This is a genomic window from Streptomyces sp. NPDC048258 (assembly GCF_043201995.1).
Lineage (GTDB): Bacteria > Actinomycetota > Actinomycetes > Streptomycetales > Streptomycetaceae > Streptomyces.
The window spans coordinates 1-16,221 of the sequence record NZ_JBICZH010000022.1; the positions used below are offsets into that span (position 1 = coordinate 1).

The 16,221-nt window shown below is 70.6% G+C and carries 18 protein-coding genes; 4 read left to right on the top strand and 14 right to left on the bottom strand.

The window, feature by feature from the left end:
- Positions 1-127: 127 nt before the first annotated feature.
- Positions 128-451: an aldo/keto reductase gene (locus tag ACGFYQ_RS34310; RefSeq protein ID WP_393750118.1), complete on the bottom strand. Its 324-nt coding sequence runs from the start codon at positions 449-451 to the stop codon at positions 128-130.
- 239 nt (positions 452-690) lie between these two features.
- Here ACGFYQ_RS34310 and ACGFYQ_RS34315 point away from each other — a divergent pair, with 239 nt between their 5' ends.
- Complete coding sequence (locus tag ACGFYQ_RS34315) at positions 691-1,416, top strand: hypothetical protein (protein ID WP_393750119.1); 726 nt, start codon at positions 691-693, stop codon at positions 1,414-1,416.
- 58 nt (positions 1,417-1,474) lie between these two features.
- Here the strand turns inward: ACGFYQ_RS34315 and ACGFYQ_RS34320 are convergent, their stop codons facing one another.
- The 8 genes from ACGFYQ_RS34320 to ACGFYQ_RS34355 form a co-directional block, all read right to left on the bottom strand.
- Positions 1,475-2,377 (bottom strand): branched-chain amino acid aminotransferase, encoded by a 903-nt coding sequence (locus tag ACGFYQ_RS34320; protein WP_393750120.1) that lies wholly within the window; start codon positions 2,375-2,377, stop codon positions 1,475-1,477.
- Complete coding sequence (locus ACGFYQ_RS34325; RefSeq protein WP_393750121.1) at positions 2,374-3,681, bottom strand: ATP-grasp domain-containing protein; 1,308 nt, start codon at positions 3,679-3,681, stop codon at positions 2,374-2,376. The genes ACGFYQ_RS34320 and ACGFYQ_RS34325 overlap by 4 nt, the downstream gene beginning before the upstream one ends.
- Positions 3,678-4,715 (bottom strand): DMT family transporter, encoded by a 1,038-nt coding sequence (locus ACGFYQ_RS34330; protein WP_393750122.1) that lies wholly within the window; start codon positions 4,713-4,715, stop codon positions 3,678-3,680. The genes ACGFYQ_RS34325 and ACGFYQ_RS34330 overlap by 4 nt, the downstream gene beginning before the upstream one ends.
- 8 nt (positions 4,716-4,723) lie before the next feature.
- Complete coding sequence (locus tag ACGFYQ_RS34335; RefSeq protein WP_393750123.1) at positions 4,724-5,992, bottom strand: DUF6421 family protein; 1,269 nt, start codon at positions 5,990-5,992, stop codon at positions 4,724-4,726.
- Positions 5,989-6,591, bottom strand: coding sequence for a bacilysin biosynthesis protein BacA (locus ACGFYQ_RS34340; protein ID WP_393750124.1), 603 nt, complete (start codon positions 6,589-6,591; stop codon positions 5,989-5,991). Before ACGFYQ_RS34340 ends, ACGFYQ_RS34335 begins: the two co-directional genes overlap by 4 nt.
- A gap of 357 nt (positions 6,592-6,948) precedes the next feature.
- Complete coding sequence (locus ACGFYQ_RS34345) at positions 6,949-7,539, bottom strand: DinB family protein (RefSeq protein ID WP_393750125.1); 591 nt, start codon at positions 7,537-7,539, stop codon at positions 6,949-6,951.
- A 59-nt stretch (positions 7,540-7,598) separates the two neighbouring features.
- Positions 7,599-8,474 (bottom strand): glycosyltransferase family 2 protein, encoded by an 876-nt coding sequence (locus tag ACGFYQ_RS34350; RefSeq protein ID WP_393750126.1) that lies wholly within the window; start codon positions 8,472-8,474, stop codon positions 7,599-7,601.
- A gap of 85 nt (positions 8,475-8,559) precedes the next feature.
- Complete coding sequence (locus ACGFYQ_RS34355) at positions 8,560-9,192, bottom strand: hypothetical protein (protein WP_393750127.1); 633 nt, start codon at positions 9,190-9,192, stop codon at positions 8,560-8,562.
- A 111-nt stretch (positions 9,193-9,303) separates the two neighbouring features.
- On the opposite strand from ACGFYQ_RS34355, the gene ACGFYQ_RS34360 reads away from it, so the two are divergent.
- Complete coding sequence (locus ACGFYQ_RS34360; RefSeq protein WP_393750128.1) at positions 9,304-9,828, top strand: hypothetical protein; 525 nt, start codon at positions 9,304-9,306, stop codon at positions 9,826-9,828.
- 23 nt (positions 9,829-9,851) lie between these two features.
- Here ACGFYQ_RS34360 and ACGFYQ_RS34365 read toward each other — a convergent pair whose 3' ends face one another.
- Genes ACGFYQ_RS34365 through ACGFYQ_RS34375 form a run of 3 tightly spaced genes read right to left on the bottom strand, consistent with a single transcriptional unit; the run spans position 9,852 to position 11,852 of the window.
- A complete protein-coding gene (locus ACGFYQ_RS34365; protein ID WP_393750129.1) occupies positions 9,852-10,784 on the bottom strand; it encodes an aminoglycoside phosphotransferase family protein in 933 nt (310 codons plus the stop codon).
- A 9-nt stretch (positions 10,785-10,793) separates the two neighbouring features.
- A complete protein-coding gene (locus ACGFYQ_RS34370; protein WP_393750130.1) occupies positions 10,794-11,462 on the bottom strand; it encodes an HAD-IA family hydrolase in 669 nt (222 codons plus the stop codon).
- A gap of 48 nt (positions 11,463-11,510) precedes the next feature.
- Positions 11,511-11,852: a hypothetical protein gene (locus ACGFYQ_RS34375; protein WP_393750131.1), complete on the bottom strand. Its 342-nt coding sequence runs from the start codon at positions 11,850-11,852 to the stop codon at positions 11,511-11,513.
- A gap of 78 nt (positions 11,853-11,930) precedes the next feature.
- On the opposite strand from ACGFYQ_RS34375, the gene ACGFYQ_RS34380 reads away from it, so the two are divergent.
- On the top strand, positions 11,931-13,460 hold the full coding sequence (locus ACGFYQ_RS34380; RefSeq protein ID WP_393750132.1) for a hypothetical protein: 1,530 nt from the start codon (positions 11,931-11,933) through the stop codon (positions 13,458-13,460).
- Positions 13,461-13,493: 33 nt separating this feature from the next.
- Here the strand turns inward: ACGFYQ_RS34380 and ACGFYQ_RS34385 are convergent, their stop codons facing one another.
- Positions 13,494-13,721: a hypothetical protein gene (locus ACGFYQ_RS34385; RefSeq protein WP_393750133.1), complete on the bottom strand. Its 228-nt coding sequence runs from the start codon at positions 13,719-13,721 to the stop codon at positions 13,494-13,496.
- Positions 13,722-13,880: 159 nt separating this feature from the next.
- Here ACGFYQ_RS34385 and ACGFYQ_RS34390 point away from each other — a divergent pair, with 159 nt between their 5' ends.
- A complete protein-coding gene (locus ACGFYQ_RS34390; protein ID WP_393750134.1) occupies positions 13,881-14,720 on the top strand; it encodes a dienelactone hydrolase family protein in 840 nt (279 codons plus the stop codon).
- On the opposite strand, the gene ACGFYQ_RS34395 is transcribed toward ACGFYQ_RS34390, so the two are convergent.
- Positions 14,717-16,057, bottom strand: coding sequence for a S28 family serine protease (locus tag ACGFYQ_RS34395; RefSeq protein WP_393750135.1), 1,341 nt, complete (start codon positions 16,055-16,057; stop codon positions 14,717-14,719). The genes ACGFYQ_RS34390 and ACGFYQ_RS34395 overlap by 4 nt on opposite strands.
- Between the last annotated feature and the right edge of the window lie 164 nt (positions 16,058-16,221).

Sequence of the window (16,221 nt, forward strand, 5' to 3'; positions counted from 1 at the left end):
GACGTCCCCCAGCTACCGCTGGGAGGTGCCCCCACCGCGTCGATTCCCTCCTCCGCCTTGCGATCGCACGCACCAGACCCCACCAGCCCCGCCCTCCGGGCGGCCGACGCCACTTTGACGACACTCCCTACTCCGCCCCGCCTCCCGCGACCCGCGCCTCGTCGGGGTTCACCACGAGGGCGGCGCCCTTGGTGGCCAGGAACACCTGGTCGCGCCGCCCGCCGCGGGCCATCCAACGGCCGAGCAGTTCCTCGCTCTCGCCGCCATGACTGCCCGGACGATCCCACCAGCAGTAGCAGTTGGCGGTGTCCAGGAAGGTGCCGCCCGCCTCGGTGAAACGGTCGAGCATCGCGACCGACACCGCCTCGTCCGTCGTCGTCCCCATCAGCATGCAGCCGAGCCCGACCTGGCTCACGCTCTCGCCCGTACGCCCCAGTTCGACACTTCTCACAGGAATCCCCCTCACGGTCCGCGTGGTCACGCGGGTGGCCGATGTGCTGATCGACTGGAGGCTAGATGTTCGAGTGCACACGAAGGCAACCCCCGGCGCGGGGCTGCGGTAGCGGAAGCGGAAGCCGTAGCGGTAGCGGTAGCGGCCCGTGACTCCGCCGAGGCCGTGGCCGCTCACCCGCCGGAGATCGGCCCGTGTGACCATGACCCGTCAGCACATCCGCACCTCATGGGGGGACCATGCACACCCGCACCACCACCGCCGCGACCGGCCTCGTCGCCGCGCTCGCAGCGCTGCTCGTCCTGGCAGGCTGCACCGCACCGGGCGAGAGCCCGCGCGGGGCGGTGACCTCCGGGGCTTCCGCGCCCACGCCCGCGCAGAGCGGCGGGTCCGGGTCCGGGTCCGCGTACCAAGGACCCCGGCCGCAGGACCAGAACCTGCTGGCGTGGACCGGCGACCCCAACGACGCGGGACACGTCACCGCCCAGTCGCCCGCCGGGGTCGGCGGGCGGGTCACCCTGGTACGGATCGTCCTGCACGAGCAGATCACCTGGTCGAACATCTGGCTGGGTCTGGCCGGTATCGATCCGAACGCCCAGCTCGCCAACTGCTACCTCGGCGTGTACGACGCCACCGGCACCCTGGTCGCGGCCACCGCGGACATCTCGCCCCAGCTGATGACCGACGCGATCGCCAAGCCACTGCCCCTCGGCAAGCCGTTCACGGCCGCCCCCGGCACCTACTTCATCGCCCTCCTCCTCAACGGCAATTGGGCCACCAACGCCCTCACCCTGAAGTCCACGGGGGCCGGCATCTCGGTCAATGCCGGTCTGACGCCGCCAACACTCCGGTACAGCACCGTCCTGACCGGTCAGACCTCGCTGCCGGCCGGCGTGAACCTCGCCGAGCAGTCCACCAGCACCATCAACACCGGCTGGGCGAGCCAGTGGTACGGAATCTCCTGAACGGCGGTGTTCCCGGTCGGCGACACGACCGGGAACACCTCGTTCCGGTTGCTGGCGGTCAGTGCGCGTCGCCCATCCGGTCGACGCCGCGCGAGTGGACCAGCCGGGTGTACGCCTCCACCAGTGAGGTGGTCGTCTTGCCCACCCGGTACTCGTGCTGGTCGATGGCCCGGACGGGCTGGACCTCGTAGGCCGTGCCGGTCAGGAAGCACTCGTCGAAATCACCGAGCTCCTCGGGGAGGATGTGCCGCTCGACAACCGGGATGCCGAGCTCACGGGCCAGGTCGAGCACCGTCCGCCGGGTGATGCCGGCGAGGAAGCAGTCGGCCGTCGGCGTGTGCAGCTCGTCTCCGGCCACGAGGAAGAGGTTGGCCCCGGTGGCCTCCGCGACATGGCCGCGGTAGTCCAGCAGCAACGCGTCGTCGAAGCCGGCCTCGTCCGCGGCGTCGCGCGCCAGCGTGCAGATGTTGTACAGGGAGGCCGCCTTGGCCCGTACGGGGGCGGTGTCCGGTGCCGGGCGCCGCCAGCGCGAGGTGCCCAGGCGGATCCCTTGCTCCTTGGCCTCGGCCGAGAAGACATGCGGCCACTCCCAGGTGGCGATGGCGACGTGTACGGAGGCGCCGGCGCCGGACACGCTGATCTGCTCACTGCCGCGCCATGCCACCGGCCGGACGTAGCCGTTGCCGATGCCCTGCCTGTCGACGAGTTCGAGCGTCGCCGCGTCGAGCTCCTCGATCGAGAACGGGAGGTGGAAGCCGAGCTCCCGCGCCGACTCGTGCAGCCGCCGCGTGTGCTCCGTCAGTTTGAAGACGTGGCCGTCGTAGACCCGTTCTCCCTCGAAGACACCGCCGCCGTAGTGGAGACCGTGGGTGAGGACGTGCAGGCGGGCGTCGCGCCAGGGAACGAACTGGCCGTCGAGCCAGATCACGCCGTCGCGGTCGTCGAGGGACGGGAGGGTCACTGTGCGGCCCCTGTCGGTGCGTAGTCGATGCGGATGAGGCTTTCGAGGGAGCGGTGGAACTCCTCCGCGTCCTCGGTGGACCCGTGGTGGGACAGGATGAACGCCGGATACCCGGTGAAGTCGGGGTACGGGCGCACGACGTCGCCCGGGTGCAGCATCTGCACGACGTGGTCCACGCGCGGGTCGTCGGCCAGTTCGTCCAGACCGTGGATCGTGGTGATCCGACCCGAACCGCCGCACGGAACGATGTAGTTGGCCGCCGCGCCGGTGGCCCGCGCCAGCCGCGTCGGCGAGCCGGACCCGCTGCGGGTCAGGCTGTCGGTCACGCTGGTGGGTGCGAGTCCTGCGGCGATGCGCAGCGCGTCACCGGCGAGATCGGCTCCGGTGACGTGCTCGGCGATGTAGTGGGAGACGCCGGAGCCGCCGACGCGGGCGCCGAGTTCCAGCAGGTAGGGGCGGGCGCCGCCGCGCAGCCGCAGTTCCGTGTGGGCCGGGCCGTCGGTCACCCCGAGGGCGGAGTGGGCGGCAACGACCTCCCGTACCACCGCGTCCTGGACGTCCGGCGGGAGCGGAGCCGGTGCCCGGTAGACGCCCTCCTCGAAGTACGGGCCGGTCGGCTCTCCCTTGTACCCGATGGAGAGCACGGTGACCTCGCCGCGATGGGCGAGGGACTCGACGGCGAGTTCCGGGCCGTCCAGGTACTCCTCGACGATCAGACCGGTGGCCCGGCCGAGCTTGGTCCGGCAGACCTGCCGGACCTCCTCGATCACGGCGCCGAGCTGCTCCGCGCTGTCGGCCTTGGTGACACCGAGGCTGGAGAAGCCGTTCGCCGGCTTCACCACGACCGGGAAGGTGAGCCCGCTGTCCCCGTCCCACACTCCTTGGTCGTCCAGGACGACGAAGCCGGGCACGTTCAGTCCGGCTTCGGCCAGCCGCTGTCGCATGAGCCGCTTGTCCTGTACCGCCCGCGCGTCGGCGCTGCCGAGGCCGGGCAGTCCGAGGGCTTCGGCCACGTCGGCGACGAACGGCACGGCCGGGTCGTAGAGCGTGGTGATGCCGTCGAACGGAGTGCTCCCGTACCGTTCCCGCAGGATGGCCAGGGCCTTGACCGGGTCGCCTTCCACATCCAGCGGGAGGACGTCCACCACGGCGGGCGGCAGCCGGTCGGGCGCTACGGACTCGTCGGGGCGGGGGACCAGGACGAGGTCGATTCCGGCGCGCAGCGCGCTGTCGAAGACCCAGCGGAGCGAGGTGCGCTGGTAGACGAGGACGACGGTGGGGCGCGGCGCGCGTGGTGCTGTCACGGTGTGCTTCTTCCAGATTCTGTCGAGGGGACGGGCCTGGGGTCTTGCGCTGCCGGCCCGGAACGGGAAGGTGCGACCGTCATCCACACGCCCGCCGAGCAGAGCCCCAGGAACAGGACGGAGAGCGGGCTCGGTGCGTCCGCCGCGCCCCACACCCGCTCCCCCAGCCGTACGAGGAACGGCACCATCAGGGCGACGGCGGAGGTGAACAACGGGCCCTTGCGCACGATCAGCTCGTGGGAGATGAGGAAGACGGGCGCGGTGAGCACCGCGCCGAGCACGGCGACCGCGGCCCACTGCGTGGCGCCGATGGTGCCCAGCGGTACGAAGACGATCGCGGCGAGCCCGAGCATGACGGTGCCCGCGCCCGTCACCGCCGGGAGCGCGGCCATGGGCGGTACGTCGGACATGTGCCGGCGGTACACGTAGCCGTACAGGGCGTACGCGAACGTGCCCGCGAGGGCGAACAGGACACCGGTGACCAGCAGGCCCGTCCCGGTGCCTCCGCTCGCCGAGCCGCCGTCGATCGCGTAGCCGAGTGCGGCGGCGACGGCGAGGACGGTACCGAGGGCCTTGCGTGCGCTCGTGGGTTCGCGGAAGGCCACGATGCCGATGGCGAAGGTGATGCACGGCAGGAGGGAGACCACCAGGCCCACCTGGGAGGCGCCGATCCGGTCGACGCCGAGCAGCGTGCCCGTGTAATAGGCGAAGAACCCCAGGAACGCGAGGAGGACGACGGCCCGCCGGCGACCCGCGGTGACCCGGATGGCGGGCCAGCTCCGTGGTTGCAGCGCGGAGATCGCGCTGATCACCAGGAAGCTGGCCCCGGTGCGGCCGGCCGCGACGGCCAGCGGCGGAGTGTCGCTCACCAGCCGCCCGGACACCACCCAGCCTGTCGCCAGCAACAGCACCATCAGACAGGACAGGACGGGGACGCCCAGGCGGCCGCTGCCGGCACCGTGGCCGCTGCGGCCGATGCGGCAGATGCGGCCAATGCGGCCGATGCCGCCACGGTGCCCGGGGTCGTCGCTCATGGCCGGTGTCACCACTCGGCTTCTGCGAACCGCAGCGGCGGCAGTTCTGCCAGCGGCTGCTTGGCCCGCAGCAGTACGCTCTGGTCCTCGGTGAAGCGGTACCGCTGCTTCACCTCACCCTCGGGCAGGTAGGTGCGGACGAGCGCCTTGGCCGCGGTCCGGTACTCGTCATCGGTGGTGACCTGCTCTTCGAGTTCCTCGACGGTGGCGACGAACTCGCGCAGGGCGTCAAGGGTCTTGTCCCGGTCGAAGTGCAGCAGCCCGCCGGTCTCGGGCGATCCGGTCAGGGCGCCGTGCGCGCGAAGCCAGGAGTAGAGGAAGACGCCGGTGCCGGAGTCGAAGTTCCGGGTGGCGTCGTCCGCCTGCGGGTAGCGGAAGATCCGCTCCAGCAGGATCATGTCGATCTGCTCCCGCGCGAACGGCACCCCGCCGCTCGCGCAGGCGAGGACGGTCTTGGCGTCGACCTTGGTCTCTTCGAGGAGGCCGACGAACCAGTTCATCTTCAGGGAGATGTGCTGATCGAACGGCCAAAGGCCCTGGTAGTGCATGGAGTCGTGCAGGTAGCCCCAGATCGCGCGGGCCTCGTAGCAGACCTCGGGTGCCAGCCCGGACGAGGACCGGGGCACGGACTCGGCGGTGAGGACCGACTCGGCGCCGGGAAGCGCGTACGTCTCGTGGATCTTCCGCATCTTGTTGTAGAAGAACATCGCGTAGGGCTGCTCTTCGACCTTGTCGCGCGCGGCCACGTTCTCGGGGAAGAACACGAGGCAGTTGCCGTGTGCGAAGCCGTCGCTGCCCGTGATGAGCACCAGCGACTGACAGTTGTTCTTGGGGTGCGGAAAGGTGGTGGCCAGTTCCGGCAGCGCGTCGGGTTCCTTGCGCAGTGCGAAGAAGCAGTCGAGCCGCTTGCCCACCGGCGGCACGCTGTTGGTGGTCTGCGCGGGGGCCAGGAAGAAGACCGGCGTTCCGTCGGCGGGCGGCTGGAGCGCGTCCCGGGAGCGGGCGAAGTGCGGCGCGCTGTCGAGGCCGTCGGCGATCCATCCGTCCACGTCGGCCACGAGCGCGTCTGCCTGGTGGGCCCGGTCGTTGCGGCGGTACCAGGCAGTCGCCTCGTCCCGGATCGCGAGGAGCAGCTCGCGGTCGGCGGCCTGCGGCTCCGGCACCGTTCCGTCGTCGGCCTGGCGGCGGCGGAAGCGGTTTACCTTGGGGACGAGGGAGCGGGAGAGGTCCGCCGCTTCGGCGCGCAGGGCGGCGGTGAGGGGGGCGCTCGTCGTCACAGCATCGCCCCGATGGTCTCGCGCCGGCCGGCCGCCTCGTCATCCATCGCGAGCACCTGGTGGATGGTGAAGACCATGGGGACCGGGCCGAAGTCCCGCAGGACGCGCAGTCCGTGCCGCTCGGCGGCGACGATGGTCGTGATGCAGCCCTCGGTACGGCCGGCGGCGCAGTCGATGGCCGCCTGGGAGTTGCTCAGCACCAGCCGGGACTCGGCCTGCGCCGGGACCAGTCCGACCGGGGCGGGGTGCGTGGAGACGGTACGGGGATCGTCCGCACCCGCGCTGGCCAGGACCATGTTGTGGGTCGGCATGATGAAGCTGTCGACCATGCGTAACCGGTGCAGGTTGCCGAAGGTCAGCGTGTGCAGATCCGGATAGACCGCGCAGGCCGCCAGTGCGTGCTCCCCGTCGTCGGGTACCGCTTCGAGGGCGGCCTCCAGCGACGCGTGGAGTTCGATCTTCCCGTCGATGCCCCGCCGGTGCAGCCACTCATGGGCGGCGGCTTCCAGGTTCGTGCCCTGCGGGCCGAGCGTATGGACATAGCGGATGCTGTCCACGCCTATGCCCGTGCCCGTATGGCGATGAGTCTCAGTGGTCATGGTCAAGAGATCCCCCTTGTCGGCTGCCGGGGTTCTCCGGCGCCGGGTAGCTCTGCTGCGACCGGCGGATCTCACCGGCCCCGCAGCGTCGGGCAGTCAGGCCCGACGCCAACCTGGAAGATCGAATCTTCCTTTCGCCGTCGAGGCAAGCCCCTTGTGTGACGTCTCACATACCAAGGCTCCACGGGTGAGGAGTCGGATTCTCCGTAACTGGGCGCATGTGATGCGCTGTTCGAGTCCTCTCCTCCCGTCGCGGCTCGAACTGCGTGCCGCGGTCCGCCCGCTGACCTGGTGCGTTGCCCAGGGAACAGCGGGCGACGGCGGCGCCGCTCGGCTGCTTCGGCCTCTGAGGCGGAATCAGCTGTGGCCGAATTCCTTCGCCACGCGCTCCAGTCGGAGCCGGTGGTTCTCCCACGACGTCTGGTCGCCCGGCGGCATGTTGTCGTTGCCCTCCCGCATACCGACGGCCCCGTCGATGAGCTCACGGACGATGTCGGCGTGGCCGGCGTGCCGGTGGGTCTCGGCGATCATGTGCACCAGGATCTGGTGCAGTGTCACCTCGCTTCGTTCCTCGGGCCACCACGGCACGTGGCCGACCGCGTCGAGCGTCAGCGTCTCGATCGTGGCGTCCGAGTGCTTCCACGCCCGGTGGTACAGCCCGACGATCTGTTCGCGCGACTCGTCGGCCGTGGCCCACATGTCCGCGTTGGGTTCGGCGTCGTCCGCGAACCAGGGCAGCGGCTCGCCGGACGGCCGCCCGAACGTCTCGCCGAAGTAGCCCAGCTCCACACTGGCGACGTGTTTGACCAGCCCCAACAGGTTCGTGCCGGTCGGTGTCAGCGGACGCCGGACGTCGTACTCCGAGAGCCCGTCGAGCTTCCACATCAGGGCTTCGCGAGCGGCTTGCAGGTAGCGGAGAAGGTCGGCTTTCGGTTTCGTTTCGATCATGCCAGGCAGTTTCCCACTCGGCACTGACAGCCGGTGCGGAGTCCCGCGTACGTCGGTGGTCACACGATCGGCGGTCGGCCGAGTCGGGTCAAGCGCCACACCGTGCGCCACTTCATGGGCTTGCGGGGACCGCACGGCGTGCGCATGCCCTCGACGAATCCAGCGGTCCAAGACCGCAGCCCGGGCAGCGAGTGGATCCTCGCCAAGGTCAGGAGCGTCCATACGCCCAGATACACCGGCAGCAGAGCGGACGGAAGCCGGCGCTTCGCGAGCCAGACGCGGTTGCGCGCGGTGTTTCGGAAGTACACCGCGTGCCGGGCCGGGGAGGTCTTCGGATGCTGCAGCACGAGCTCGGGTTCATAGAGGATCTTCCAGCCCGCGTCGATCGCTCGCCAGGCCAGGTCGGTCTCCTCGTGCCCGAAGAAGAACTGCTCGGGCCAGAGGCCGATCTCGTCGAGCATCGGCACCGAGAGGGCATGGCCGCCCCCGAGGAAGGCGGTGACCAGACCCCGGCGCATCGGATCGTCGGCACGCAGCCGGGGCACCCAGCGTCGCTCGGTCTCCCCGAACTCATCGGCGACGCGGAACGACACGATCCCGAGCAGGGGATCGGCCAGATACAGCCGCTGCACCGTGCGGAACACGTCGTCGGCGATGAGCAGCCCGTCGTCGTCCAGCTCGACGACGACGTCCACCTCGCCCGACTCGCACAGGAGACTCAACCCGACGTTACGGCCACCGGGACAGCCCAGGTTCTCATCGAGCGGGATCTTGGTCACGTCGGCGGAGACATCGGTGAGCGGAGTCGCGTTTCCGACCAGGACGATCCGCGCGGGAGCTACGTCCTGCCCCACGACGGAGGCGATCAGGGCGTCCAGCTCTCGCGGGCGCGTGCCCATCGTGACGATGACGACTCCGATGCGTGGCAATGACATTGCGGTCAGCTCCAGTGGTGGGCGAAGTGCTGGGATGCTCATCTGACGGCCATCGGCCCGGTCCCGCCGCGGTAGGGCGTGGTCTTCACCGGAGTCCGATCAGGCCCCAGCCCCGTGCCCCGGCACGCGTGACCACCTCACCCCACTCGCGCATGAGCGCGACGGCGCCGTCGAAGGCGTCGGGCCGGGCCGCCCAGCGGGCGGCGTCGGTGGCGAAGGGCTCGCGGAGTTCCTCCAACCGCGGTGCGGCCAGTTCCCAGGCGCGGACGAGCGCCGGCACCTCGTCCGGAGCACGGAGCAGGAGTACGCGGGGGCGCCACGGTGCGGGGTCGTCCGGGAAGCCGCCCGCCGACGGGGGGGCATCGTCCGGCCCCGCCCCCGCGGCGTCATCCGGGCCGTCCCACACCAGGCCGCCGAGGAAGCGGTCGAGGGCGTCTCGCAGATCGGGCGCGACCGACGCCCTCATGTCGTCCCAGGCATTGGCCAGATGGAAGTGCCAGCTGTAGGAACCGGTGGTCCCGAAGAACCGGTACTCGGCACACCACGACGACTCCCGCGGCCACACCCAGCCGCCGCTCACCGCGAAGTCGGCGTCCTCGCACGGCACGCAGCAGAAGTCCGGGTACACGGCGTCGGTCAGCGCCTCCAGGCGCCCGCCCGCCGGGATCCGGGCCAGCTGCTCCCAGTCGGCCATGACCACGGTGATGTCCAGTCCCATCAGTACAGGCTAAGGCTCTGCTCCGAACGCGGGTCCCTCGCCGCGGGCAGAATGGACGGCCCGGGTCATGTGCAGCGGGCACGAGGCCGGAGGAATTCACGGGGTGCGTCGGTGGAACTCGGTTCAGTGGTCATCGCGTTGGCGGGCGTCGCGGGAACCCTCGGCGGAGCGCTGCTCACCCAGCGGGGCCTCGAACGCGCGAAGCGCCGGGAGATAGAGCTCGTCCGTGGCCACGAGGAGATCCGCGAGAGCCGTTCGCTCCGACGCACCTGCTATGTGGAACTCAACCGCGAGGCCCGGCAGTTCACAACCGCGCTCAACCGCCACCTGCACGTCCTGAGAGAGCGCGGCGCGGAGGAGTCCGACAGGGAGGCGCTCGAAGAGGCGAAGAACGCTCACCGCGATCGGTACTCCGAAGCACAGATGACCGCCTCCGACGAGGTGCTCCTGCGGGCGAGTGTCGTCAACCAGGCCCTGAACACGGTCTACGGCCAGGTCAAACGCCTCGAACGAGGCGCCCCCGGACGCGGCGAGACGCCGGAGACCGCGGCCCGGGCCCAGCACGAGGTCTGGGACATGCTCCGAGCCATGAGAACCGCCATGCGTCACGATCTCGGTGTGTCGCAGGAAGGTTGAGAGGCGGCACGCCTAGAAACGGTCTAGCGGCCGTTCGTGAGCAGCGTTGCCAGGCGGTCGGTGAATTCGGTGAGCCAGTCCAGCCTTGGCCCGCTGCGGGCGGCACGGAAGCCGTGGCGGCGGCCCCAGAACGAAGCCTGGACGGCATGGAACTGGGCCCAGCGCAGGGCGCGTTCGCGATCGAGCTCCGCTGCCTCGGCGAAGACGTCCAGAGCGCGGTGGACAGCCCTGAGCAGGTCGTCTGCTTCGAGGAGGGTCCATGCGCGTGACTTGAGCAGGGTGCCGCCGTCGTAAGCGGGGTCTCCCACGTAGCCCTTGGGGTCGACGGCCAGCCAGGGCTCACGGTCGGCGCGCAGGATGTTCCTGGCGTGGAGATCGCCGTGGATGAGGGTGTCCGGCTGGACGCGGCCCAGCTCGCGGACGGTCGCCACCGCGGCGTCCACCACGTACGGCGACAGCGTGTGCGCCAGCTCCCCGGCGTCCTTGCGCAGCTCCTCCTCCCATGCGTCGGCCTGCTCCCGTAGCCGGGGCAGACCGGGCGGCGCGGGAACGGCCAGCCGACGGCTGATCCGCCCCGCGACCCTCACCACCTCGTCGCCGTCCTCGACCTCGGCCAGGGTCGACGGCCGGACCCGCTCCAGCAGCATCGCGAAGCGCTCGTCGTCACGCTCGTGCAGCAGCACGGCCCCGCGCCCGCCCCACGCCGCGAACGCGTCCGGCTCGTGGACGTTGCCCGGGTGCGGAAAGGACGCCTTCAGCACGGCGGTCCCTCCGTCCCGCCGCAGCACCGGGACGATGACTCCGACGCCCCCGTGCATGACCTCGCCGTCCGGTACGCACCCCCAGCGCTCCAGCAACTCGTCCACGATCCCGGGCAGTTCGGCGAGCCACGCCGCTCCCGCCGCTCCTTCGCGCGCGATGGTGCTCCGTGAGAAGGCCTCTGGTGTCCCGGTCATCCAGGCACCCTACGCGCCGGACGTGGAGGCGCGGATGTCGATGGTGTCGAGGATGTCGCAGACCGCTTCGCGCAGGCTTCCGTAATGACGGTGGACGCCGTCCACCGCCACGGGCGCGTTGACCCCCCACACGGTCATTCCCGCACGCAGCCCGGACCGCACCCCGGAAGGGGCGTCCTCGATGACCAGACACTCCTTCGGGCCGGCGCCGAGTCGAGAGGCGGCCTGGAGATAGGGCACAGGCGACGGCTTGCCTTCCTCGACGGCGGCCGCGTCCACCAGGACCTCCGGGACGGGCAGGCCGGTCCGGGCGAAGCGGCCGCGCACGCGGTGCTCGTAGTTCGACGTCACCAGCGCCCAGCGGCCCGGCGGCAGCGCGGCCAGCAGTTGCGCGGCGCCGTCGAAGGCCGCGTAGACACCGGACCGGACGTCCTCGTCCTCCAGCTCGTGCAGTGCGGCCAGACACTCCTTGGGATCATGGTCCGGAGCGACGTGCGCGAAGGTCTCCATCGGCCTGGTCCGCAGCGCCACCTGGTAGACCTCGTCGGGGTCCCGCCCGTATCGCTCCGCCCACGTCCGCCAGACCCGGCGCTGATTGTCGACGGCATCGATCAATGTGCCGTCGACATCGAACAGGACGTACTTCAAGGCCCCGGGCCGTGACGGTTCGCTGATCACGCCTTGATCATGTCAGCAGGCCCCGAGCAGGCGGACTGCGGGACGACGTCAGCCACCGGTCTCCGCCACCGCCTGCCACACCTCGGCCGCCAGGTCGAGCGTGCCGCGGCTGCGGGCCTCTCCGGCCAGGCCCTTCAGGCGTTCGCCGGCCTCCGGATCGGCCTGGATCACGCGGATCTGTTCCTGAAGCATCGCCAGACGCACCCGGTCGCGGAAGTTGAGGAACTCCTTCGCGACGGACGCCTGCTCGCACAGCGCCTCCGCCTGCTCGTAATCGCCGTGGGCGTAGGCGAGTTGGGCGCGCAGGAACGCGTACTCCTGCTCGTGCAGGGTGTTGCCGTCCGCGTACGGAACCGCCGCGCGGCGGCCGGACCCGAGGGGCGTCCCCACAGGCGGGCTTCAGCCGACCGGCTGACATGCGCCGACTCGCGGGTGCAGAATCGAGGGAGCTGACGTCGGGGGGCGCTGATGGGTCGGGCATTGCGGGTGGGGATACCCGTACTTCTGGCGGGCCTCGCGCTGTGGTACGCCTCGTACGTCACCACGATCGTGGCGTGGGAGCTGCGAAAGATCGTTTCTTGGCTGGCCCTGCCGTTGCTGTTCGCGGCGGTCGTCGCCCTTGCGTGGCTGGTGGCGAAGCGGATCCGGCGGCGGAGGGGGAACGACTCGGGCGGGTCCGACGCGGCGGCGGTCGTCGGGTGCCTGGGCGCCGTCGTGGGGCTGGGCCTTGCCGTCTCGTGGCTGGTCTACGGCGCGTACCTCCAGGACCGCGCGTACATGGACGACGTGCGGATCGTCTCCGAGCCGGTGCCGGAGCTGGCGGCCCGGCCGCCGTACGTGGTCGGCAAGGCGCAGGCCGCTCCGCACCTGGGCGATGTGACCGGCGAGATCTCCGACATCACCTACCTGCCCGACTCCGACCGGTTCGCCACGCTCGTGGAACGGCGTGGCTGGCTGGCCGGGTACGAGGTCGGCCTGGTGCAGGACATCCCGCTCGGCGGCAACAGCCGCAACCAGCAGCGCTGCGCGTTCGACGTGGAGGTGGCGGACGCGCGGATCGGGGGCTGGTTCACCCATAACCTCGGCCGGAAGATCTCGGCCGAGAAGCGCTGGGTCCGGTTCGAGGCCGACGACGCCTACGTGACCTGCTCGGGCGACACACCGATCGTGGTCGTGCCCCTCAAGCGCCAGACCGGGTTCCTGATCGTGACCGAAAGGCCCGCCGGACTCGCGCTCTACAACGGGCGGACCGGGAAGCTGACGATCACCACCGACACGTCCGCGGTACCCGGCCCGTCCTATCCGATCAGCATCGCGGCCCGGCAACGGGAAGCGACGGCCGCGGTCGGCAGCTTCGCCGACTGGTGGTTCGAGCGCAGCGGCTGGGACGCGTCCGAGGACGGCGCCAATGAGGGCAACGAGTCGGAGTTCACCCTGCAGTACCGCGACGGGTCCGGGAGCAGCGCGTACGTCACCCCGCTCACCCCTCAGGGGGAGGCCAGCTCGGTCGTGGCCGTGTCGACGGTGCCGACCCGCCATCAGGGCGACGGGCTCGCCCCGATGACCGTCCACCGGCTCAGTCCGACCTGGTCGTCGCCGAAGGCGCTCGTCGCACTGATCAAGGCCGAGTACCGGGATGTCTGCTGCTACAACGACGACCGGGTGTTCGAGGTCGTTCCCACCGGCGGCAGCACCTGGACGGCCACCATCGGCAGCGAACAGAACATCCGGTACCGGGTGGAGGGCAGGGGCCAGGTCGCCGGCCGTGAGGCGACCTGCCTGAAGGCCGCTGACGGAGCGCTCATCCGGTGTGCGTACGCGGCGCCCGGATCGCCGGAGGAACAGGAGCTCAAACGGCAGGAGGAGCAGAAGAAGAAGGGTGAGACCGGGACCGCCCCGCGGGACGTCGGCGATCTCACCGCCTACAGCGCCGCGGAACTCGCCGAACTGCACCGCCGCGTGTCCGAGGAGGTCGGCCGCCGGCTGAAGGGCGGGTAGGGCGGGTAGGGCGGGTAGGTTGACCCACAGCCATCAGGGCGGGAAGTAGAGCGCCAGGAACACGGCGAAGTCGCGCAGCCCGGGGTCGCCGTGGAGCCCGTGCGACAGCTGGGCGGCGAGGGCGACGAAGACGAGGCCGAAGAAGAGTTCGAGCCAGTCGGCGTGGCGTCCGGGATGCGCCGCCGCTCCCGGCCGCGCCCCCGCGCCCGGCTCCGACCGAGGTGTGCCCATGGGTCCGCCCGCATCCGTGCTGCCGCGCACGCGGCCTGCCTCCTGGTAGCAGACCGCGCCGCCCTCCGGCCCGCCTCCCGGGGCCGGGGACGCCCGTCACGAAGGACATATCGCCAACAGTGACCTCATGGGTCTTACTTGGCGGTAACTTGCTGGTGGCCCAGGAGAGTCGGCGGAGGGAGCAGGACCGTGGCGGACCACGACCTGACCGGATTCACACAGAGCACGTTCACCCACGACGGCGCCACCCGCCGGGTGCTGCGCCGGGGCACGGGCCCCGCCGTGATCATCATGGCGGAGATACCGGGCATCACCCCCAAGGTCATCGAGTTCGCCGAACACGTGGCGGCGTCCGGTTGCACGGCCGTGCTCCCGGTGCTCTTCGGAACCCCCGGCCGCGACGCGGATCCCACCTCCTGCGGATGGCCGAGTGTCGGCCGCTCCATGGCGTCGTCCCTGTGGCAGGTGTGCGTGAGCCGGGAGTTCACGCTGCTGGCCACGGGACGGAGTTCGGGTGTCGTACGGTGGCTGCGCGCCCTGGCCGCCGCCGAGCACGAGCGCTGTGGCGGCCCCGGAGTCGGCGCCGTCGGCATGTGCCTGACCGGTGGATTCGCCCTGGCCATGGCCACGGACTCGCGTCTCGTCGCCCCGGTGCTGTCCCAGCCGTCGCTCCCGCTGGCCGTCACCAGGAGCCGCGCCGGCGCCATCGACATCAGCCCCGGGGAGCTCGCCGTCGTCCGCCGGCGCTGCGAGCGCGAGGGGCTCCAGGTCCTGGGGTTGCGGTTCCGGGGTGACCGGCTCGTGCCCGGGGACCGGTTCGCGTACCTCCGGCGCGAGCTCGGCGACGCGTTCGTCGCCGTCGAGCTGGACGACAGCGCCGCGAACCCCAAGAGCGCGCTCCCGCCGCACTCCGTCCTGACGGAACATCTCATCGACGAACCCGGTCAGCCCACACGGCAGGCACTGGACACGGTCCTCGACCTGTTCCGCACACGACTGCTCGGTGAGGAGCGGCGGGCCGCCCCCTAGCGAGCCGCTGTGCCCGCCTGGCCCGCCCAGCGGCGCAGTGCGGTCGTTGCCCGTTCGGCGTCGTCCGGACGCAGGCCCTTGATGGATATGTGGTGGTTGGCGTCGGGCACGTCGAAGAGGTAGGAGTCGTGGGTGCCGGCGCCCAGGCGGAAGTGTTCCGCGACCGCGATGTCGTTCTCGCCGTTGACGAACATGAGCGAGCTGCCGTGACGGCGCACCCAGCGGTCGATGTCCGCCATGGCAGCGGCCTGGAAGCGCAGGGGTATGTCCTTCGGCACGTAGGCGCGCATCTCCTGGATGCCGGGGTAGCGCAGCAGCCCGTCCAGGTGGGGGGCGGCGAACTGGGCGTATCCGAGTTGGGTGCCCAGTTGATAGAAGTACGGCGTGAAGGCTTCGAGGGTCTGGTCCGTGTAGACAGGGAGTTGGGTCACCTCGGCGACCCATGCGTAGAGCACGTCCTCAGTCGCGGTGGCCGGAGGTACGGATGCGCAGCCGTCCGTGGACTGATGCATCCAGAACATCATCGGCAGGCGCAGCACGGCGAGTTCGAACGCGCGGTCCGCGCTGCCGATGATCTGGAAGGTCTTCTTCTCGCCCTCTGCCCACCGGCCGTACCGCTCCGCCATCGCCTCGCGCCGCGTCAGCGCCTCTCGCTGGGCGGTCTTGATCGCGGCGCGGCACTCCGGGGTGCCGAGCTGCTCGAGGCGGGCGTCGTACGCGGTGTCGTCCTGGTCGTCCGTGTTGTTGGGGGCGGAGTACGCGACCGTACCGGCCACGTCTTCCGGATAGAAGCGGCGGTGGTAGACGGCTGTCATCCCACCCTTGCTGCCTCCGGTGGAGATCCACGCGCTGCGGTACACCTTCTTGAGCGCGGCGATGAGGCGATGGTGGTCACTCGCCGCCTGCCAGATCGTGAGCGTGGACCAGTCCGAGCCCTCGGGCCTGGATGTCCCGAAGAACCGCTGCTCGGTGGTGATCTGATTGGCGTCCAGCAACTGGGTCGGCTCGGCCGAGCGGTTCGGCGACGGTCCGAGGTCGTAGCCGTTGGAGTAGAGCACCATGGGCCGTAGGGTCGATTTGTGCACCAGAGTCAGTCTCTGGTCGAAAGAGCCCCGGTCGGGATGCCGGTGGTCGGTGGGCTGGCGGTAGGCGAGGTCGAGGACGATCTGGCCCGGGGCGGCGGGCCGTTCGCCGACCACGCGCATTCCCGGGACGGCTTCGATCCGGGCCCGGATGTCCCCGTCCGGCGGCTGGGCCAAGGCCGGCGCGGACAGCCCGGTCACCGTGAGCGCGGTCAGCAGAACCAGTGTGAGCAGGCGTCTTGTCGCTGTCTTCATGTCTCCAGACAACCGCACGCGATCGGGCGGCGGATCCCCCGAGCGTGGATAGCGTCTCCCCCTCATGGGGGGAGACAACCTCTGCCCACTGGCGTAGTCGTCACGAAAGCCCGTTCGCAGTCGCGGAGTGTCGGCGGGACGTCCACCCGCCCGCGCGTGGCGGA

Bases quoted from the DNA above. Each gene is read 5' to 3' on its own strand.
- ACGFYQ_RS34315 (WP_393750119.1), top strand. From the start codon at position 691: ATGCACACCCGCACCACCACCGCCGCGACCGGCCTCGTCGCCGCGCTC.
- ACGFYQ_RS34330 (WP_393750122.1), bottom strand. From the start codon at position 4,715: ATGAGCGACGACCCCGGGCACCGTGGCGGCATCGGCCGCATTGGCCGC.
- ACGFYQ_RS34340 (WP_393750124.1), bottom strand. From the start codon at position 6,591: ATGACCACTGAGACTCATCGCCATACGGGCACGGGCATAGGCGTGGAC.
- ACGFYQ_RS34345 (WP_393750125.1), bottom strand. From the start codon at position 7,539: ATGATCGAAACGAAACCGAAAGCCGACCTTCTCCGCTACCTGCAAGCC.
- ACGFYQ_RS34350 (WP_393750126.1), bottom strand. From the start codon at position 8,474: ATGTCATTGCCACGCATCGGAGTCGTCATCGTCACGATGGGCACGCGC.
- ACGFYQ_RS34355 (WP_393750127.1), bottom strand. From the start codon at position 9,192: ATGGGACTGGACATCACCGTGGTCATGGCCGACTGGGAGCAGCTGGCC.
- ACGFYQ_RS34365 (WP_393750129.1), bottom strand. From the start codon at position 10,784: ATGACCGGGACACCAGAGGCCTTCTCACGGAGCACCATCGCGCGCGAA.
- ACGFYQ_RS34380 (WP_393750132.1), top strand. From the start codon at position 11,931: ATGGGTCGGGCATTGCGGGTGGGGATACCCGTACTTCTGGCGGGCCTC.
- ACGFYQ_RS34395 (WP_393750135.1), bottom strand. From the start codon at position 16,057: ATGAAGACAGCGACAAGACGCCTGCTCACACTGGTTCTGCTGACCGCG.